Below are 16,967 nucleotides of genomic sequence, written 5' to 3'. Positions count from 1 at the left end.
GCCATGCCCCATGTCCTCCACGCCCGAGACGCCCAGGACATCGCCCACCTGCCCCGCGAGGGCGTCCTCGGAGCCGAACTCCAGCTCGACGGCGACGGCACCACCCTGCTCGAGTTCGTCCTGCCCGACCGCTTCCCCGGCGGCCCCGACGTCCCCGTCAAGGTGAACTGGTGGAGCCTCGACCCCGGCCGGAGCACTCCCGCCGAAAGCCACCGCGTCCACGAGATGTGGCTGGTCTCGGCCGGAGAGGCCGACCTGCACCTGGGCGACGAGACCATCCGCATCCGCGCCGGGCAGAGCGTCTTCATCCCGTCCGAGGTGCCCCACCACGCCGTCAGCCGCGGACCCGGCCCGCTCGTGGGCTTCGCCGTCTGGTGGGAGCCCCGATGACCGACCCCCGCGACGACCTGCTGATCATCGGTGGCGGCATGGTCGGCACCACCGCCGCCTGGGCCGCCGCACGGCACGCGCCCGGCTCCCGGATCGTCCTCGTCGACCGGGGCGAGCCCGGTGGCGGCACCAGCGCGCATTCCGCCGCGCTGATCGTTCCGTACGCCCCCGACTCCGCTCACCGGACGCTCATGGGGGAGGCCGCCGCCCTGCTGGCCGAGGCCCCCCTCGCCGGCTTCCAGCGAACCGTACCGATGCTGTTCGTGACGGCACAGGACAACGTCACCACCGCCGCGGGCCGTTTCCTCGGCAGCCCGATACCCGTCGCGGACGCCACCCGGCTCGCCGCGCTGCACGCCGCCTACCCCGACCTGCGACTGGGCCAGGGGGAGACGGTCCTCGACGCGGGTGACCGGTGCACGCTGCTCGACGTTCCCGCCTGGATCACGGCCGTCCTCGACGGCACGTCACCCGGCGCCCCCGCACCCCGGGTCCTCACCCGCACCACCGTCACGCGGGTACGGGCGGACGGCGACGGCTGGGCCGCCGACACGGCGGACGGCTCCGTCCTGCGCGCCCGCCGCGTCCTGCTCGCGACCGGACCGTGGCCCGCCCCCGAGATCGTCTGCGACCCCGGCGCGGTCACCACCTCCGACCTCGTCACCGCCCCCGCCACCCCCCGGGGCGAGCCTTCGGCGGCCACCACGACCAAGCTCGTCGCAGCCCTCCACCTCGCCCCGGGCACGCTGCGGGACCGGCCCCACACCCCCGGGGTCGTGTTCCTCGACGACGACCTGTTCGTCCTGCCCGGCGCGACCCCTCTGGTGAGCTTCGCCGCCCGCCGCATCCTGGCCGACGGCGAAGTCCCCCGCGCCGGGCTGCCCGCCGACGAGAAGGCCGCAGGGGTACGGGCTCTGGCCCGCCGACTGCCCGCACTCGCCCGCCAGGTCACCGGGGGCCGCTGCTTCCCCGACACCTACACGCCGGGCCGGCTTCCCGTCGTCGACCGGCCCGCGGCGGCGCCGGGACTCGTCCGGATCACCGGCTGCTCCGGCTCGGGCATCCGTTTCGCCCCCGCGCTCGCCGCACGGGCCGTACGCCTCCTCGACACGCCCCACGACCAGCCCACCACCCCCCACCTCCTCGCATCCAGCGGAGCCACGTCATGACCGAGCCCGCCGCCGGCACCCCACTGCCCGCCCAGGACGTCACCGGCGCCCCCACCCTCCTGCTCGTCGGCGGAGGCGCCGCCAGAGACCACGGCGCCGACTCCACCCTGCGCACCATCCGCGCCGCGCACGCTCTCGGCCTCGCCGTCCACCTCACCGACCTGCCCGAGGCGCTGGCCGCCGCGACCGCCGTCACCGCTCTCGCCGACCGGGTGAGCGCTCTCGACCACGAAAAGCCGGAGGTGTGCGCCGAGTGGGCGCGCTCCGGCGCGGCCGGGAACGTCGCCGCGGTCTTCAGTTCGCGCGAATACGCCCAGGAAGCGGCCGTCACCCTCGCCGCCACCCTCGGCCTGCCCGGCAACGACCCGCGGGTCGTCGCCACCGTGCGCCGCAAGGACCTGTGCAGGGCGGCCCTCGCCGAGGCCGGCTTCCGCCAACCCGCGGTCATGCTGTGTCACGACCCGGACCAAGCCCGGGAGTTCGTGACGGGACGGTCGGGCCCGTGGGTCGTGAAGCCCCGCGACGCGATGGGCAGCATCGGCGTCACGCTCGTGGAGACCCCGGACGCGCTCGACGACGCGATCACCGCCCTGCCGGCGCCCGGACCCTTCCTCGTGGAGGAGTACGTGACCGGACCCGAGTTCAGCATCGAAGGGGTCCTGGTGGGAGGCCGGCCGACCGTCCTGGCCGTCACCGCCAAGTACGTCACGAAGCCGCCGCTTTTCGTGGAACTGGCCCACGCCCTGCCCGCCCCCGTGGAACCCGAGGTCCACGACGGGCTCGCCCGCGAGGCCACCGCCGCGGTCACCGCGCTCGGACTGCGCCGCGGCATCTTCCACATCGAGGCCTGGTGGACCGAGCACGGCCCCGTCCTCGGCGAGGTCCACACCCGCTTCGGCGGCGACTGGATCCACCTCATGCTCGAACACGTCCTGGACGCGGACCTCTCCGAGACCGTCCTGCGCGACCTCCTCGGCCTGCCCACCCAGGTCCCGATCCCCACTGACCCCGCCACCACCCTGCGCGGTGCGGCCGTCCTCTTCCCCACGCCGCCACCCGGCACCGTGACGGCCCTGCACGGCTGGAACGAGCTCACCGGTCTGCCCGGTGTGCTGCACGCCGACCCGCAACTCGCGCCCGGCGACACCGTTCCGCCGCTCACCGACTCCGCGGCCCGGCGCGGCGTCCTCATCACCACCGCCGAGGACGCCCGGACCGCACTCGACCAGGCGCACCGCCTGGCCGCGCGCCTCACGACCACGGTCGCGCCGCCACCCGGCGCGCCGGTCCCACCCCCCACACCCACATCCATGCCCGTACGACAGGAACAGGACCACTGATGAACACCGCCCTTCACGACGCGGCCCTCGTTGCGGAGAACACGGAGGTCATCCAGCACATCGACCCGCTCTTCGACGTACTGTCCAAGGACGAGCCCGCCCGCTCCGATCTGGTCCGCCTGGCCGCCGGAACGCTTGCCGCGGTCCGCATTCCCCACCACCTGTCGGCCGAGCGCTGCGCCGAGCTCATCAAGGCGCTCGACACCGCCGACTTCGACACCTACGACGAGCGCCGGATCTTCCCGCCGGTGACCAAGTTCGGTCCGGCCGTCTTCGACTACTACCTCGACGGCACGATCCGCCCCGAGTACTGGGAGCACGCGGAGCGGTCCCGCGCCACCTGGAAGCAGATCGTGGGCGACGACGACCCGCTGGACACCCTCGTCGCGGAACTGCGCCGCATCTGGCAGGGCCCGGTGGAGCCCGCAACCGTCGGCGGCCGTGAGCTGTTCGTCGGCATGGTCCGCGAGCTGACCGGCGGCGCCCGGATGCACTTCGACGAGCTGATGCGGGAGTTCCCCGGCGTCTTCGACCACGAACTCGTCGCCCAGTTCGGCTTCAACTGCTATATAAGCGTGCCGGAGGAGGGCGGCGAGCTCGTCGTCTACCGCCGCCGCTGGAAGCCGAGCGACGACCAGAAGCGCATCGGCTACGGCTGGAACGAGTCGGTCGCCGCCGACGAGCCGCGCGTCCAGGTCAAGCCGACCGTGGGCGACTCCGTCTGGTTCGACTCGCGCAACTACCACGCCATCAACCCCAACACCGCGGGCCGGCGCCTGTCGCTCGCGTTCTTCTGCGGTGTCACCACGGAGAACAAGCTCGTTCTCTGGTCCTGACCCAGGACGCCCGGGGCCGGCCGGCTCGCCGGCCTGCCCGCCGGCCGGCCCCGGGCACCCGCCGCCCCACCCCGAACCGAAGGAAGAACCACGTGCGTACCCACCTGCTCCACCGCGAGGACCCCTACCTGCGCGACTTCGAGGCCACCGTCGTCCAGGTCGCCGAGGACACCCTCGTCCTCGACGCGACCGCCTTCTACGCCCGCAGCGGCGGACAGCTCGGCGACCAGGGCGTCCTCGGCGGACACCGCGTGCTCGACACGGTCAAGTCCCCCGACGGCCTGAGCGTCCTGCACCGCATGGAGTGGAACGGCACCCCGCCCGAGGCCGGCGACCGCCTTGCCGGCAGCGTCGACTGGGACCGCCGCCACCGCCTGATGCGCCTGCACAGCGCCCAGCACCTGCTGTGGATCGCCCTCGCCGCCGAGTACGGCCCGGAGCAGCAGGACCGCGGCGGCGAGATCAGCCCCGACAAGGCCCGGCTCGACGTCGCCTGGGAGGCCCCCGAGCGCCCCGACGCGGCGGCGCTCACCTCCCGTCTCGCCGACCTCGTCGCCGCCGACCTGCCCATCGAGCGGTACACCACCGACGCCGAGGGCGAGCACTGGCAGTGGGCCATCGACGGCCACCCGCCGATCCCCTGCGGCGGCACCCACGTCCGCTCCACGGACGAGATCGGCCCCCTGGCCGTGACCGTCAAGGGCAAGGGCAAGGGCACCGTACGCCTCACCGTCGCCCCCGCCGCCTGACCCCCGCCACCGAGCACCACCCCTTCACAGCCCTCACCTCCCAGCCCCCTTTGTGACCGCCGGAGCCCCATGCGCCGCACCCTGGCCCTCACCACGGCCTATCTCCTCACGCACCTCGGATACTTCTCCCTGCTCCCCGTCCTGCCCATGCTGCTGGAACGCGGAGCGGGAGCGGCCGGGGCGGGAGCCGCACTGCTGTGCTTCACCGTCGCCTCGCGCGCGGCCTCGGTGCTCATCAGCGGCCGGCTGGAACGCTTCCCCGTCCGGGGCTCCATGGTGGGCGGTCTGCTCCTCGCGGCCGGGGCCTTCACGGCCCTGGCCCTGCGGCCGCCGTTCCCCGTCCTGCTCGTCCTGCTTCTCGCGGCCGGCTGCGGCATCAGCGTCAACGGACTGACCGTCCGCGCCTACGTCGCCCAGGCCGTCCCCGAGAGCGGAGCCCGGCACAAGCTTTTCGCCGCGGTCAACCTCGCCGTGAACGTGGCCGCCTCCCTCGGGCCGGTCGCCGGTACCTTCCTCGTCTGGGCCGGCTGGAACGAACAGCTCTGGCTCGCCGTGGGCGGCTGCTACCTGCTCGCGGCGGCGACGACCCGCCTGATGATGCCGCCGGTCCCCGCCGCACAGGGCAAGGCCAGCACTCTGCGGCAACGGCTCTCCCTCATCCGGTCGATACTCCGCTCGCCGTACGCCCGACGGCTCGCGGCCGTCACCGCGCTGGGCTGGTTCGTCTACGCCCAGCTGTTCTCCGCCCTGCCGCTCTTCCTCGCCGACACCGTCGACCGCCGGGCGGTCGCCGCGTACTTCACCGCCAACGCCCTCGCCGTCATCCTGCTCCAGGGCCCGGTCTCGGCCCTGGTCGCGCGCCGCCTGGAGGCGGGAACCTCCCCGCTGACCCTGGCGCGCTACGGATGCCTGCTGCTGACCCTCGCCTTCCCGCTGATGGCCGTGGTCACCGACACCCCGTGGCTGATCTTCGCGGGCATCGTCGTCTTCTCGCTCGGCGAGGCCGTCTACGTACCCCTCGTGGACACCGCGTTCGCCGATCTGACGGCGGAGTCCGCCTACGAGTCGTTCAACGCCCGCCAGATCGTCACGGCGGCGGGGGAGTCCCTCGGCTCCTTCGCCGGCGCCGCCGGATACCTCGCCCTGGCCCCCCACTTCGGCCGTGGCACCTGGTTCCTCCTCGTCGGCGCGCTCGCGCTCGTCGGTCTCGGCCTGCTCACCGCCTGGGGCACGGTCCGCCCCACACCCCCCGCCCCTGCCCCCGCGCCCGCTCCGAAGGTGGCCTCGTGACCCCGCCGGTTGTGCCCCAGCTCGTGATGATCGGCTTCTTCCCGGCCTTCATCCGCTCCCTGGAACAGTTCCTGCCCCCGCGTTCCCTGACCGTCGTGGAAGACCCCGGCGTCTACGCGAAGAAGCCCATCGCCGCGATGGAGGGCTCCTTCCGCTGCCTCACCGAAGTCCGCCTCGCCGCCTACCAGCAGTCCGGCGATGCCGTCGAGGAAGTCCGGCGGGTCCACGACGAGCACGGTGTGACGGGCGTGCTGCCCGGGATGGAGTACGCCGTCGAGGCGGCCGCCGAGGCCGCCGCCGCGCTCGGCCTTCCCGGCCTGGGGACGAACGCCGCCCGCACCCTGCGCGACAAGATCGTGCTGCGCGAGACGACCAGCGCCGCCGGGATGGCGGCACCGGCCTTCCGCGAACTGCGCTCGGCAGACGACCTGGCCGCCTTCCTCGCCCAGGAAGGACGCGGGGAGGTCGTCCTGAAGCCGGCCAACCGGCAGGCCAGCCTCGGCGTCCAATTCCTGCTCCCCGGCACCCCGCCCGAGGAGGTGACGGCGGCGTGGCACGCCACGACCGGCGCCGACGAGGGAGCCCAGATCGCGGACCGGCCGATGACCTGGCGCTATCTCGCCGAGGAACGCCTGACCGGACCGGAGATCAGCGCCGAGGCACTCGTCAGCGAGGGCCGGCTCCTCTTCCTCAACATCACCGCCAAGACCACCGCGGACGGCCCCCACCCCGTCGAGCTGGGCCACGTCCTGCCCGCCGCTCTGCCGCCCGCCACCCACGAGGCCCTGCGCACCGGCATGGAGAGCCTTGTCGACGCCGTGGGCATAGGCTCCGGCATCCTGTGCGCCGAGTGGATCCTCACCGACGACGGGCCCGTACTGGTCGAGTGCGCCGGGCGCTGTCCCGGCGACAGCATCATGGACCTCATCGCCCTCGCCTGGGGCGGCGACTTCCACCACCACCTCGCCCGCGTGCTGCGCGGCGAGACCCCGGACCTGCCGGCCGGCGCGGTCCAGTGCGCCGCCATCCGCTTCCTGCACTCCTCGCCCGGCACGGTCGCCGCCATCGACGGCGTCGAGGAGGCGCGTGCCCTGCCAGGGGTCCAGGACATCACCGTCACCGCGGCACCCGGGCTCGTCGTCACGGGCCTGCACAGCAGCTGGGACCGGCTCGGCCACGTCATCGCGGTCGGTCCGACACCCGCCGAGGCGCTCGCCGCGGCGGAGAAGGCCGCCGATCACATCCGTATCACCCTCACCACCGAAGACCCCACCCCCGCCGTCACCGAGTACCGAAGGACCACCCCGTGACCGACGCCGTCATCATGTGCAACCTGCGGCCCAACCAGCTCGAACACCATGCCGCGCTCCGCGCCGCCCACCAGCTGGGCCTCGACGTGCTGCTGATCACCGACCAGAAGGCCGACGTGGCACCGTCCCTGCTGGCCGAGCAGATCCGCGTACCCACCTACGACATCGCGCAACTCGTCGAAGCCGGCCGCGAACTCGCCCGCCGGCACCGCGTCACCGGCGTCGTGACGTGGAGCGACCGCGACGTCCTGGGCACCGCCGAACTGGCCCGTGCCCTGGACCTGCCCGGCCTGAGCCCCGAGGCGGCGCCCGCCTTCCGCAACAAGCACCGCATGCGCAGCGCACTCTCCGCTCTGCCCGAGTACCTGCCCCGCTACGCCCGCGTCACCAGCTTCGACGAACTGGAGCGCGCCGCCGAACACGTCGGCACGCCCGCCGTCCTCAAGCCCACCGGCGCCGCCGGCAGCATCGGCATCTTCGAGATCCACAGCCCCGCCGACCTGCGCCCCGCCTTCGACCAGCTCCACGCCTACACCCGCCCCGAAGTGCACCCCATCTTCGCGACGAGCACCGGCGAGCTGATCCTGGAGGAGTTCCTCACGGGCTCCGAGCACAGTGTCGAGGGGTACGCCCACCAGGGCCGGGTCACCGTCGCCGGGATCACCGACAAGACGACCCTCGCCCCCTTCCACACCGAGACCCGTCACGTCTTCCCCTCCGCGCTGCCGGAAGCGGCACGTGCCGCGATCATCCGCATGACCGAGGCCGTCGTCACCGAACTCGGCCTCACCGACGGGGTGTTCCACCTGGAGTGCAAGTGGGACGGGGAACGGGCCCGGCTCATCGAGATCGCCGCCCGCGTCGGCGGCGACCACATCACCTCCCACCTCGTCCCGCTCGCCACCGGCCGGTCCTTCTACGAGAACACGCTGCGCATCGCGACCGGTCAGGCCCCCCTCGCGCCCACCGGGCCCGAACTCGCCGCCGGAGTGCAGAAGTTCCTGGCGCCCCACGCCGGCACCTTCCAAGGCTTCGAGGGGCTCGCCGAGGCCACCACCGTCCCCGGCCTGGAGCACCTCGTCGTGGACACGCGGCCCGGCGCCACCGTCCGCGTCCCGCCGGAGCACTACATGGAGTACGCCCTCGGCGCCGCCCTCGTCCGCGCGGGCACCCCCGCCGAGGTCACCGCCACGCTGGACACCCTGCAGTCCGTCATCCGCCCCGTCGTCACCGCCTGAAGGGCCCCCAGACCGTGAACCTGCTCGAACAGGTACGGCGGGGCCCCGCCCGCCCGCACCTCGTCACCGCCGCGTACCACACGCCCAACGGCCCCCTCCACCTCGGCCACATCGGCGGCCCGTTCCTCTCCGCCGACGTCGTCGCCCGCCACCTCGAGACGCTGGGCCACCCCGTGGCCCGCATCTCCGCCACCGACTCCCACGAGTCGTACATCCTCATGACCGCCCGGCGCGGCGGGCTCACTCCCGAAGCCGTCGCCACCCGATACCACGACGAGGCGCTCACCGCCCTCACCGGCCTCGGCATGCACCAGGACGCCTGGCCCGACATGCACCGGGCGCCGTACCGCGACCTCTACCACGCGCGCAGCCACGCCACGGTCGAGGACCTGGCACGCCGGGGCCGCCTCGTCCACGAGACCGAGAAGCTCCTCCACTCCACCACCACGGGGCAGGGCCTTGTCGGCGCCTTCGTCCAGGGCGGCTGCCCGGCATGCGGCAGCGGCGCCGCCGGCAGCTCCTGCGAAGCGTGCGGACTGTGGTTCGGACCCGCCGACCTCACCGGCGCCCGCCCCACCCTGCCCGAGGACGGGACCGCCGAACTGCGCGCGGTCCGCAGCGCCTTCCTGCCCGGTGACCCGCGTTGGTTCTCCGGCGAGGAAGCGGCCCGCCGCTTCCCGCCCGGCTACGCCGAACTCCTGGAGGCCTACGTCGCCCACAACGGCCGCCGCATCCGCCTCAACCACCCCCTGGGCTGGGGCGTGCCGTGGCGCGGCGGCACCGCCGACGACGTCCACCTGAGCTACGGCACCGGCACCTACGCCGCCTTCAGCATCCTGCGCGACCTGTACCGCGACGCCGACCCCGCGGGACGCGACGCCTTCGCCCGCGACACCGACGTCGTCACCATCGCCACGGGCGGCTACGACGCCACCCTGCCCTGGATGTTCGTCCTCGCCTTCATGGACGACGACACCGACTGGCAGCCGCACCAGCACCACATCATGAACCGCTTCCTGCTCCTGAACGGCAGCAAGTTCTCCACCAGCCGGAAGCACGTCATCTGGGCACACGACTATCTCGACGCCGGACTGTCCGTCGACGCCCTGCGCGGTTACCTCGCCTCGCTGTCCGACGCGGACGGCGAGAGCGACTTCCGCACGGCCGGCTTCACCGACTGGACCTCCCGGGTCCTCGCCGACCGCTGGGACCCGATCATCCGCCGCGCCCTGCGCGACGGAGCCTGTCACGACGCGACGTACTCGGAATCCTTCACCGCCGAAGCCGTGGCGGCCCTCACCGCGGCAGCCGACGCCCTCCGCCCCCCGACGACCAGCCCCAGAGCGGCCCTGGCCACCCTCGACGCGTGGATCACCCGTGCGGAACCCGGCCTGGCCGCCGGCCACCACCCCCTGTGGCTGGCCGTCGTGTCCCTCCTGGCCTGGCCCCTGATGCCCACCCTCGGCACCCAGCTCTGGAAAGCCCTGGGCGGAACCGGGCATCCCACCCTGGCCACCCCGCTACCGGACCGCATCACCGCCCCGGAAGCCTACGAAGGCCTGTCCGCCGTCCCCCGAACGTCCGTGGAGGCCCTCCTGCCGCAACCGGCCTGAGCGGGCGTGGAAGCAGGCGGATCGCCCTCGGTGCCCCGTCCGGGCCGGGTCGGCGGCGTGGATCGGCCGGCGGAGCCCGCCGCGGTAGACCTCGTGGTCGACGACGGCGGGCACGATCACGGCCACGTTGCCGGTCGGTACCGGAAAACCCCTCGGGTTCGAGCGCGGCCGGCACCCGGCGGGCGGTGGCCCGCGCGGCCCTGGGTCGTGGTGGTCCACGAAGCCGGCGCTGCCCAGGGCCGGCGGGTACAACCGCCGGTAGGTGACGATCGCGTCCCGGGGGTCATGCCGGCGGCGGGGGAGTCGGCGAGCTGCGGCTCCACCAGGCGCCCCAACAGGTAGGTCCAGCCGGGGCCGGGGGCCGCAGGGCGGTCAGGCCCGGATGGGCGGTCAGCAGCCCGTACGACGCGGTGAACCGCTTCTCCGTGGCGGTCGGCACCGCCCGAGCGGGCGCCGGAGCGCGTCCGCCTTCTTCCTGGGCCTGACCACCACCGGCCGGCTCACCGCCCGGTCGTCACTCCGATCGCAGGAGCTACCCGTGCACCAGCTCACCTACGGCGACGTCAAGGCCGCCGCCCACCGGATCTCGGGGCGCATCCGCCCCGTCACCCTCGTCCCCCTCGATCCGGGCGCCGTCCGCACCGGCCACCGCGACGCCCTCGACGACCGTCCGGAGCAGCCCTGCGAGGTGTGGCTCGCCCTCGAGTTCATGCAGCACACCGGCTCCTTCGAGGCCCGCGGCGCACAGAACTTCATCCGGGCCCACCACGACGCGGGCACCCTTCCCGACGCCGGGGTGACCATCGCCCCGGGCGGCCGGGCCGGCCTGGCCTGCGCATGGGCCGCCCAGCAGCAGGGCGTGCGCGCCACCGTGTTCCTCCCCACCACGGCCCCGCGGGTGAAGGTGGCCGAGTTCCGCGACCACGGCGCCGACGTGCGCCTGGCCGGCACGGAGTACGCCGAGGCGCTCGCCGCCTGCGACGAGTTCGCCGCCGGCACCGGAGCGCTCCGCCCCCACGCGTACGACCATCCGCTGTTCGCCGCCGGGGCGGGCACCTTGCTGGAGGAAATCCACCAGCGGATCCCCGACCTGGACACCGTGGTGATCCCCGGCGGCGGCGGGCTGTTCGCCGGCGTCACCACGGTCGCCCGGCACCACGGCATCCGCACCGTGGCGGTCGAGCCGACGAACCGCCGAGTGCTCGGGGCCGGCCGCCCGCTCGACGTCCCGGTCGACTCGATCGCCGCCGACTCCCTGGGCGCACACCGCACTTCCGCCCCGGCCCTCGCCGCCGCCCAGCAGGACCGCGTCCATTCCGTCCTCGTCCCGGACACCGAGATCGTCCACGCCCGCCAGGCCCTGTGGGACCACGGGCGGATCGCGGTGGAGCACGGCACGGCCACCGCCTTGGCGGCCCTGCTCGCCCCCGACCAGCACGTACCGGACCGCGACCTGCCGTCCCGGCCCCCGACGCCGAGCGGCAGCTACCGGCCCGCCAACGGCGAGAAGGTGTGCGTGGTCCTCTGCGGCGCGAACACCCACCCCCGGACCCTGGCGCGACGATGATCAGGCAGCCCGTGACCGGGGCAGCCGAGCGGACAGCCGTTCGGCTGCCCCATCGGCCGCCCTCGTCAAGCTCGCCGTAGAGCTCGCTCACCCTGGCTCCGGGCGCTGAAGGTGAGCGACCACCGGCCCTCTACCGCTTTCGCGTGGGAGCGGAAAAGGGGGATGCGCGCACCAGGGCGCGATCAACTCCCCCTTAAGTCAAGTCAGAAGAAAAGGCGTGTGAGAGTTATTGACCGCGTGCATGCAGGGCGGCATGGTTCGGGAGAGCGCTCTCCCGATCACCTCTCTCGCCCCAAGGAGACTCCCTATGTCCACATGTGGCACGCCTGTGTCGGCTCCACCGCCGACCCGTCGGCGCGTGCGCCGCAGTCTCGTGGGCGCCGTCCTCACCGGACTCGCCGCCACGCTCCTGACGGTGGTTCCGACGACGACGGCGCAGGCCGCTCCGGTGCTCCTGTCCCAGGGGAAGCCGGTCTCGGCCTCCAGCCAGGAGCACTACGGGACCCCGGCGGCCGGCGCGGTCGACGGGGATCTCGGCACCCGCTGGTCGAGCGCGGCGTCCGACGGGCAGTGGCTGCGGGTGGACCTGGGCAGCCCTGTCGCCGTCGACCAGGTGGTGCTGCGGTGGGAGGCCGCGTACGCCAAGGCTTATCGCATCGAGCTGTCGACGGACGGCGCCACCTGGTCAACGGCCTACGCCACCACGACCGGGGCGGGCGGCACGGAGACCGTCTCTGTGTCGGGCACCGCCCGGTACGTGCGGATGCAGGGCGTGACGCGAGCCACCGGGTACGGCTACTCGCTCTGGGAGTTCCAGGTGTACGGCGGCGGAGACGGCAGCGGCCCGACGCTGCCCGGGGGCGGCGACCTCGGCCCCAACGTCCACGTCATCGACCCCTCGACCCCGAACATCCAGGGCAAGCTGGACCAGGTCTTCCAGGAGCAGGAGTCGGCCCAGTTCGGTGCCGGCCGGCACGCGTTCCTCTTCAAGCCCGGCACGTACAACAACCTCAACGCCCAACTCGGCTTCTACACGCAGATCGCGGGCCTCGGCCTGCGCCCCGGCGACACCACCATCAACGGTGACGTCACGGTGGACGCCGGCTGGTTCAACGGCAACGCCACCCAGAACTTCTGGCGGGGCGCGGAGGGCCTGACCCTCAACCCGGTCAACGGCACCAACCGGTGGGCCGTCTCCCAGGCGTCCTCCTTCCGCCGCATGCACGTCAAGGGCGGACTGAACCTCGCGCCCAACGGCTACGGCTGGGCGTCCGGCGGCTACATCGCCGACTCCAAGGTCGACGGGCAGGTCGGCAACTACTCGCAGCAGCAGTGGTACACGCGGGACAGCGCCATCGGCGGCTGGTCCAACTCGGTCTGGAACCAGACCTTCTCCGGTGTCGAGGGTGCGCCCGCGACCTCCTTCCCCGAGCCGCGGTACACCACGCTGGCCACCACCCCGATCTCCCGCGAGAAGCCGTACCTGTACCTCGACGGCAACGAGTACAAAGTCTTCGCGCCCGCCAGGCGCACGAACGCCCGGGGCACCACATGGGCGAACGGCACCCCGCAGGGGCAGTCGATCCCGCTCAGCAGGTTCTACGTCGTCAAGCCCGGCACGACCGCGGCCACGATCAATCAGGCGCTGGCCCAGGGCCTGCACCTGCTGTTCACCCCGGGCATCTACCACGTCGACCGGACCATCGACGTGAACCGTGCGAACACCATCGTGCTCGGCCTCGGCCTCGCCACGATCGTCCCGGACAACGGGGTCACCGCGATGAGGGTGGCCGATGTCGACGGCGTCCGGCTCGCCGGCTTCCTGATCGACGCCGGTCCGGTCAACTCGCCGACGCTGCTGGAGATCGGACCGCAGGGCGCCGGCGCGGACCACGCCGCCAATCCCACCACTGTCCAGGACGTCTACATCCGCATCGGTGGCGCCGGTGCGGGCAAGGCCACCACCAGCATGGTCGTGAACAGCGACGACACGATCATCGACCACACGTGGGTGTGGCGCGCCGACCACGGCGAGGGTGTCGGCTGGGAGAGCAACCGGGCCGACTACGGCGTCCGCGTCAACGGCGACGACGTGCTCGCCACCGGCCTGTTCGTCGAGCACTTCAACAAGTACGACGTCGAATGGTACGGCGAGCGAGGCCGCACGGTCTTCTACCAGAACGAGAAGGCGTACGACGCTCCCCACCAGGCAGCCATCCAGAACGGCGCCACCAGGGGGTACGCCGCCTACCGCGTCGACGACTCGGTCGACACGCACGAGGCCTGGGGCCTCGGCAGCTACTGCAACTACAACGTGGACCCGACCATCGTCCAGGACCACGGCTTCAAGGCACCCGTCAAACCGGGAGTGAGGTTCCACAGCCTCCTGGTGGTGTCCCTCGGCGGCCAGGGTCACTACCACCACGTCATCAACGACACCGGGGCGTCCACCATCCCCGCCGGCACCTCGACGGTGCCGTCCACGGTCGTGTCCTACCCCTGAGGCGCGGGGTCCCTCGCGCCACCTGGCGGCGAGGACTGCGATTCCCTTCCCGGCCGGGTGTTCAGGTCCCCCGTACCCGGCCCGGAAGGGCTCGCTCCACAGCACCGTGGATCCCCCTCCACGGAGCCGGGTGCCGCAGCGCGGTCATCGCACCGTCCGTTCCCGAAGCGAGGTCTCCCACGCCGGAGCCGTCCCGTCGGTCTTCGTCGGCTGCCGGCGGCCTCCATGGGCGAAGAAGTCGGCGAGCGGCAGGATCGCCGCGCCGACCGTGACGGCGTCGGGTCCGAGGGTGCCGAGCTGGATGCGCACGTGAGAGGCGGGGTAGGAGAGCGCGTAGGAGGTCGCGTGGGCCCGGACGCTGTCCAGGAACCGGGCGCCGAGCTGAAGGCCCGCCCACCCGCCGACGAGGATCCGCTCGGGCTGGAAGAGGTTGATCAGGTCGGCGAATCCGGCACCCAGGTACTCGGCGGTCTCTTCCAGGACGCCGAGCGCGACCGTGTCGGCCTCCGCCTCGGCGGCGGCCGGGTAGGCGGCTGCCAGGATCGCGGTCAGCGCGGTCTCCTCGTCCGCGCCGGCCGGCGGACAGCCGCCCGCCTCGCGCCAGCGCTCCAGCAGCGCTTCGGCGCCGGCATAGGCTTCCAGGCACCCCTGCGCGCCGCAGCGGCAACGGCGCCCGCGCACCTGCACCTTCAGATGACCCCACTCCACGGCCCGGCCGGGACGCAGGTCGTCGCCGACCACGCACGCGCCGACGCCGGAGCCGAAGAGCACGACGACCGCGCTGCTCGCCCCGCGCCCGGCGCCGAACCACATCTCCGCCTGGCCGAGCGTCTTGGCCCCGTTGTCGATGAAGTACGGCACCGACCGCGGCAGCGGCACGGAGTCGCGCAGCAACCGTTCCAGGGGCACGGCGTCCCAGCCGATCGTCTGCCCGTGCACCACCGCGCCGTCCTCCGGCGTCCTGACGACGATGCCGGGGACGCCCACGCCCACGCCCAGCAGCTGCTCGCTGCCCACCCCCGCCTGCCGGACGACCTCCTGAACACCGTCGTGGACGTGTGCGATCACGACGTTGACGTCGTAACGGTCCTCCCTGCGCGGCCCGTCGGTGCCAAGCGGCTTCTCCACCCGGGCGAGCTCGGTGAGAGCGAGGTCGAAGAGTTCGACACGAACCCGCGTTTCGCCGATGTCGACGCCGATGAGATAGGCACTGTCCTGGCGGATGCGCAGGAGCGTGCGGGGCCGGCCGCCGGCGGAGTCCACGCTGCCGGCCTCCTCCACCAGGCCCTCGGAGACCAGCTCCGCCACCACGTTGCTGACGGACCCTGAACTGAGACCCGTGGCCGGCCCCAGCGAGAAGCGGCTCAGCGGCCCGTCGAAATACAACCGTTGCAACACCGCGGTGCGGTTCTCCCGCCGCAGGTCACGCACCGTACGACCGCTGCGCACTCTCACCCGACACCCACTTCCGTTAGGTCCTCCTCGCAACATACCTCCGCGACACCCCTTGACGCGACCTTCTCCCGAGGTTTAACTCACATCCTAAATTAAGCCGAGAGGCCAGGTGGGAGCCGAACACGGGACAGCGCGTCCCCTGGCCCCCGGTTTCCGACATCCCCTGAAAGGGGCTCCAGGACCCATGCGCAGAGTCAGAGTCGCAGCCGCCGGCGCCGTCACCCTCTCGTTCGTCCTCACGGCGGCGGCCTGCGGTGGCGGTTCCACCGGCGGATCCGGATCCGGCGAACAGGCCAGGACCCTCACCTACTGGGCCTCCAACCAGGGCGCCAACATCGAGGTCGACAAGAAGGTCCTCCAGCCCGAACTCGACAAGTTCGAGAAGCGGACCGGGATCAAGGTCAAGCTGGAGGTCGTGCCCTGGCCCGACCTGCTCAACCGGATCCTCACCGCCACCACGTCCGGCCAGGGCCCCGACGTGCTCAACATCGGCAACACCTGGAGCGCCTCCCTCCAGTCCACCGGCGCGCTGCTGCCCTGGGACGCGAAGAACTTCGAGGCCATCGGCGGCAAGGACCGCTTCGTCGATTCCGCACTCGGCTCCACCGGCGTCCGGACCGAGGACCCGGCCGCCGTGCCGCTCTACTCCATGGCGTACGCGCTCTACTACAACAAGAAGCTGTTCGCCGAAGCCGGCATCCGGAAGCCGCCGGCCACCTGGGACGAACTCGTCGCCACCGGCAAGAAGCTCACCAAGGACGGCAGGGCCGGCATCGGTGTCGAGGGCTCCAACCTCGCCAACAACATCCACCAGGTCTTCGTCCTCGGCAAACAGCACGGCGCCGACTTCTTCACCCCCGACGGCAAGGCCGACTTCACCTCCGACGGAGCCGTCGCCGCCGTCAAGCAGTACGTCGATCTCATGGCCGCCCACAAGATCGTCGCCCCCGGCAACGCCGAGTACGCCCAGAACCAGTCTCTGAGCGACTTCGCCAAGGACAGGACCGCGATGGTCCTGTGGCAGACCGCGTCGGCCACGTTCAAGGCCCAGGGCATGAACGAGGACGAGTGGGGGGTGGCTCCCGCCCCCGTCCGGTCGGGAAGGCCCGGGGCGGACGAGCAGACCAACTCGATGGTCGCCGGCATCAACATGGCCGTCTTCAAGAACACGAAGAACAGGGACGGCGCGCTCGAGTTCGTGAAGTTCATGACCAGCGACGAGGAGCAGGTCGTCCTCAACAAGGCCTACGGGTCGATCCCGCCGGTCAGGGCCGCCCAGCGGGATCCCGCGTTCAGCGGCCCCACCCTGACGGTCCTTCGTGACACCCTCGCCACCAGCTCCGCCGCACTGCCGCAGGTCCCCGAGGAGTCCCAGTTCGAGACGGTCGTCGGGACCGCGGTCAAGAAACTGTTCGCCGACGCGGCCGCGGGCCAGGCGGTCACCACCGAGTCCGTACGGGCCGAGCTCGAAAAGGCCCAGCAGCAGATGCCCAAGAAGTAGGCCGCC

13 protein-coding genes are annotated in these 16,967 nt (G+C 72.5%); 12 read left to right on the top strand and 1 reads right to left on the bottom strand.

Annotated features, from left to right (window positions below):
- Positions 1-3 precede the first annotated feature (3 nt).
- The 11 genes from ABTY40_RS05680 to ABTY40_RS05630 all read left to right on the top strand — a co-directional run bounded on the left by ABTY40_RS05680 (position 4) and on the right by ABTY40_RS05630 (position 14,005).
- Positions 4-390: a cupin domain-containing protein gene (locus ABTY40_RS05680; RefSeq protein ID WP_345286721.1), complete on the top strand. Its 387-nt coding sequence runs from the start codon at positions 4-6 to the stop codon at positions 388-390.
- The gene (locus ABTY40_RS05675; RefSeq protein WP_352058328.1) at positions 387-1,559 is read left to right on the top strand and encodes an NAD(P)/FAD-dependent oxidoreductase; all 1,173 of its coding nucleotides are present in this window, start codon (positions 387-389) and stop codon (positions 1,557-1,559) included. Before ABTY40_RS05680 ends, ABTY40_RS05675 begins: the two co-directional genes overlap by 4 nt.
- Entirely contained in the window at positions 1,556-2,899 is a 1,344-nt protein-coding gene (locus ABTY40_RS05670; protein WP_352058327.1) for an ATP-grasp domain-containing protein, read from the top strand. The genes ABTY40_RS05675 and ABTY40_RS05670 overlap by 4 nt, the downstream gene beginning before the upstream one ends.
- Positions 2,899-3,735, top strand: coding sequence for a 2OG-Fe(II) oxygenase (locus tag ABTY40_RS05665; RefSeq protein ID WP_352058326.1), 837 nt, complete (start codon positions 2,899-2,901; stop codon positions 3,733-3,735). The genes ABTY40_RS05670 and ABTY40_RS05665 overlap by 1 nt, the downstream gene beginning before the upstream one ends.
- 92 nt (positions 3,736-3,827) lie before the next feature.
- On the top strand, positions 3,828-4,484 hold the full coding sequence (locus tag ABTY40_RS05660; protein ID WP_352058325.1) for an alanyl-tRNA editing protein: 657 nt from the start codon (positions 3,828-3,830) through the stop codon (positions 4,482-4,484).
- A 69-nt stretch (positions 4,485-4,553) separates the two neighbouring features.
- Positions 4,554-5,774 (top strand): MFS transporter, encoded by a 1,221-nt coding sequence (locus tag ABTY40_RS05655; protein ID WP_352058324.1) that lies wholly within the window; start codon positions 4,554-4,556, stop codon positions 5,772-5,774.
- The gene (locus ABTY40_RS05650) at positions 5,771-7,084 is read left to right on the top strand and encodes an ATP-grasp domain-containing protein (RefSeq protein WP_352058323.1); all 1,314 of its coding nucleotides are present in this window, start codon (positions 5,771-5,773) and stop codon (positions 7,082-7,084) included. The genes ABTY40_RS05655 and ABTY40_RS05650 overlap by 4 nt, the downstream gene beginning before the upstream one ends.
- Entirely contained in the window at positions 7,081-8,322 is a 1,242-nt protein-coding gene (locus tag ABTY40_RS05645) for an ATP-grasp domain-containing protein (protein ID WP_352058322.1), read from the top strand. The genes ABTY40_RS05650 and ABTY40_RS05645 overlap by 4 nt, the downstream gene beginning before the upstream one ends.
- 14 nt (positions 8,323-8,336) lie before the next feature.
- The gene (locus tag ABTY40_RS05640) at positions 8,337-9,935 is read left to right on the top strand and encodes a class I tRNA ligase family protein (protein ID WP_352058321.1); all 1,599 of its coding nucleotides are present in this window, start codon (positions 8,337-8,339) and stop codon (positions 9,933-9,935) included.
- A 538-nt stretch (positions 9,936-10,473) separates the two neighbouring features.
- Positions 10,474-11,502, top strand: coding sequence for a pyridoxal-phosphate dependent enzyme (locus tag ABTY40_RS05635; protein WP_352058320.1), 1,029 nt, complete (start codon positions 10,474-10,476; stop codon positions 11,500-11,502).
- A 307-nt stretch (positions 11,503-11,809) separates the two neighbouring features.
- Entirely contained in the window at positions 11,810-14,005 is a 2,196-nt protein-coding gene (locus tag ABTY40_RS05630) for a pectate lyase-like domain-containing protein (protein ID WP_352058319.1), read from the top strand.
- 144 nt (positions 14,006-14,149) lie between these two features.
- Here the strand turns inward: ABTY40_RS05630 and ABTY40_RS05625 are convergent, their stop codons facing one another.
- Entirely contained in the window at positions 14,150-15,460 is a 1,311-nt protein-coding gene (locus tag ABTY40_RS05625; RefSeq protein ID WP_352058318.1) for an ROK family protein, read from the bottom strand.
- Positions 15,461-15,644: 184 nt separating this feature from the next.
- Between ABTY40_RS05625 and ABTY40_RS05620 the strand changes: the two genes are divergently transcribed.
- On the top strand, positions 15,645-16,961 hold the full coding sequence (locus ABTY40_RS05620) for an ABC transporter substrate-binding protein (RefSeq protein WP_352058317.1): 1,317 nt from the start codon (positions 15,645-15,647) through the stop codon (positions 16,959-16,961).
- Positions 16,962-16,967 lie beyond the last annotated feature (6 nt).

Origin of the sequence: Streptomyces sp. NPDC126503 (genome assembly GCF_040302405.1) — a bacterium.
In the GTDB taxonomy this organism is placed as follows: Bacteria; Actinomycetota; Actinomycetes; order Streptomycetales; family Streptomycetaceae; genus Streptomyces; species Streptomyces gulbargensis.
This window is presented reverse-complemented; position numbering and strand designations above follow the sequence as displayed.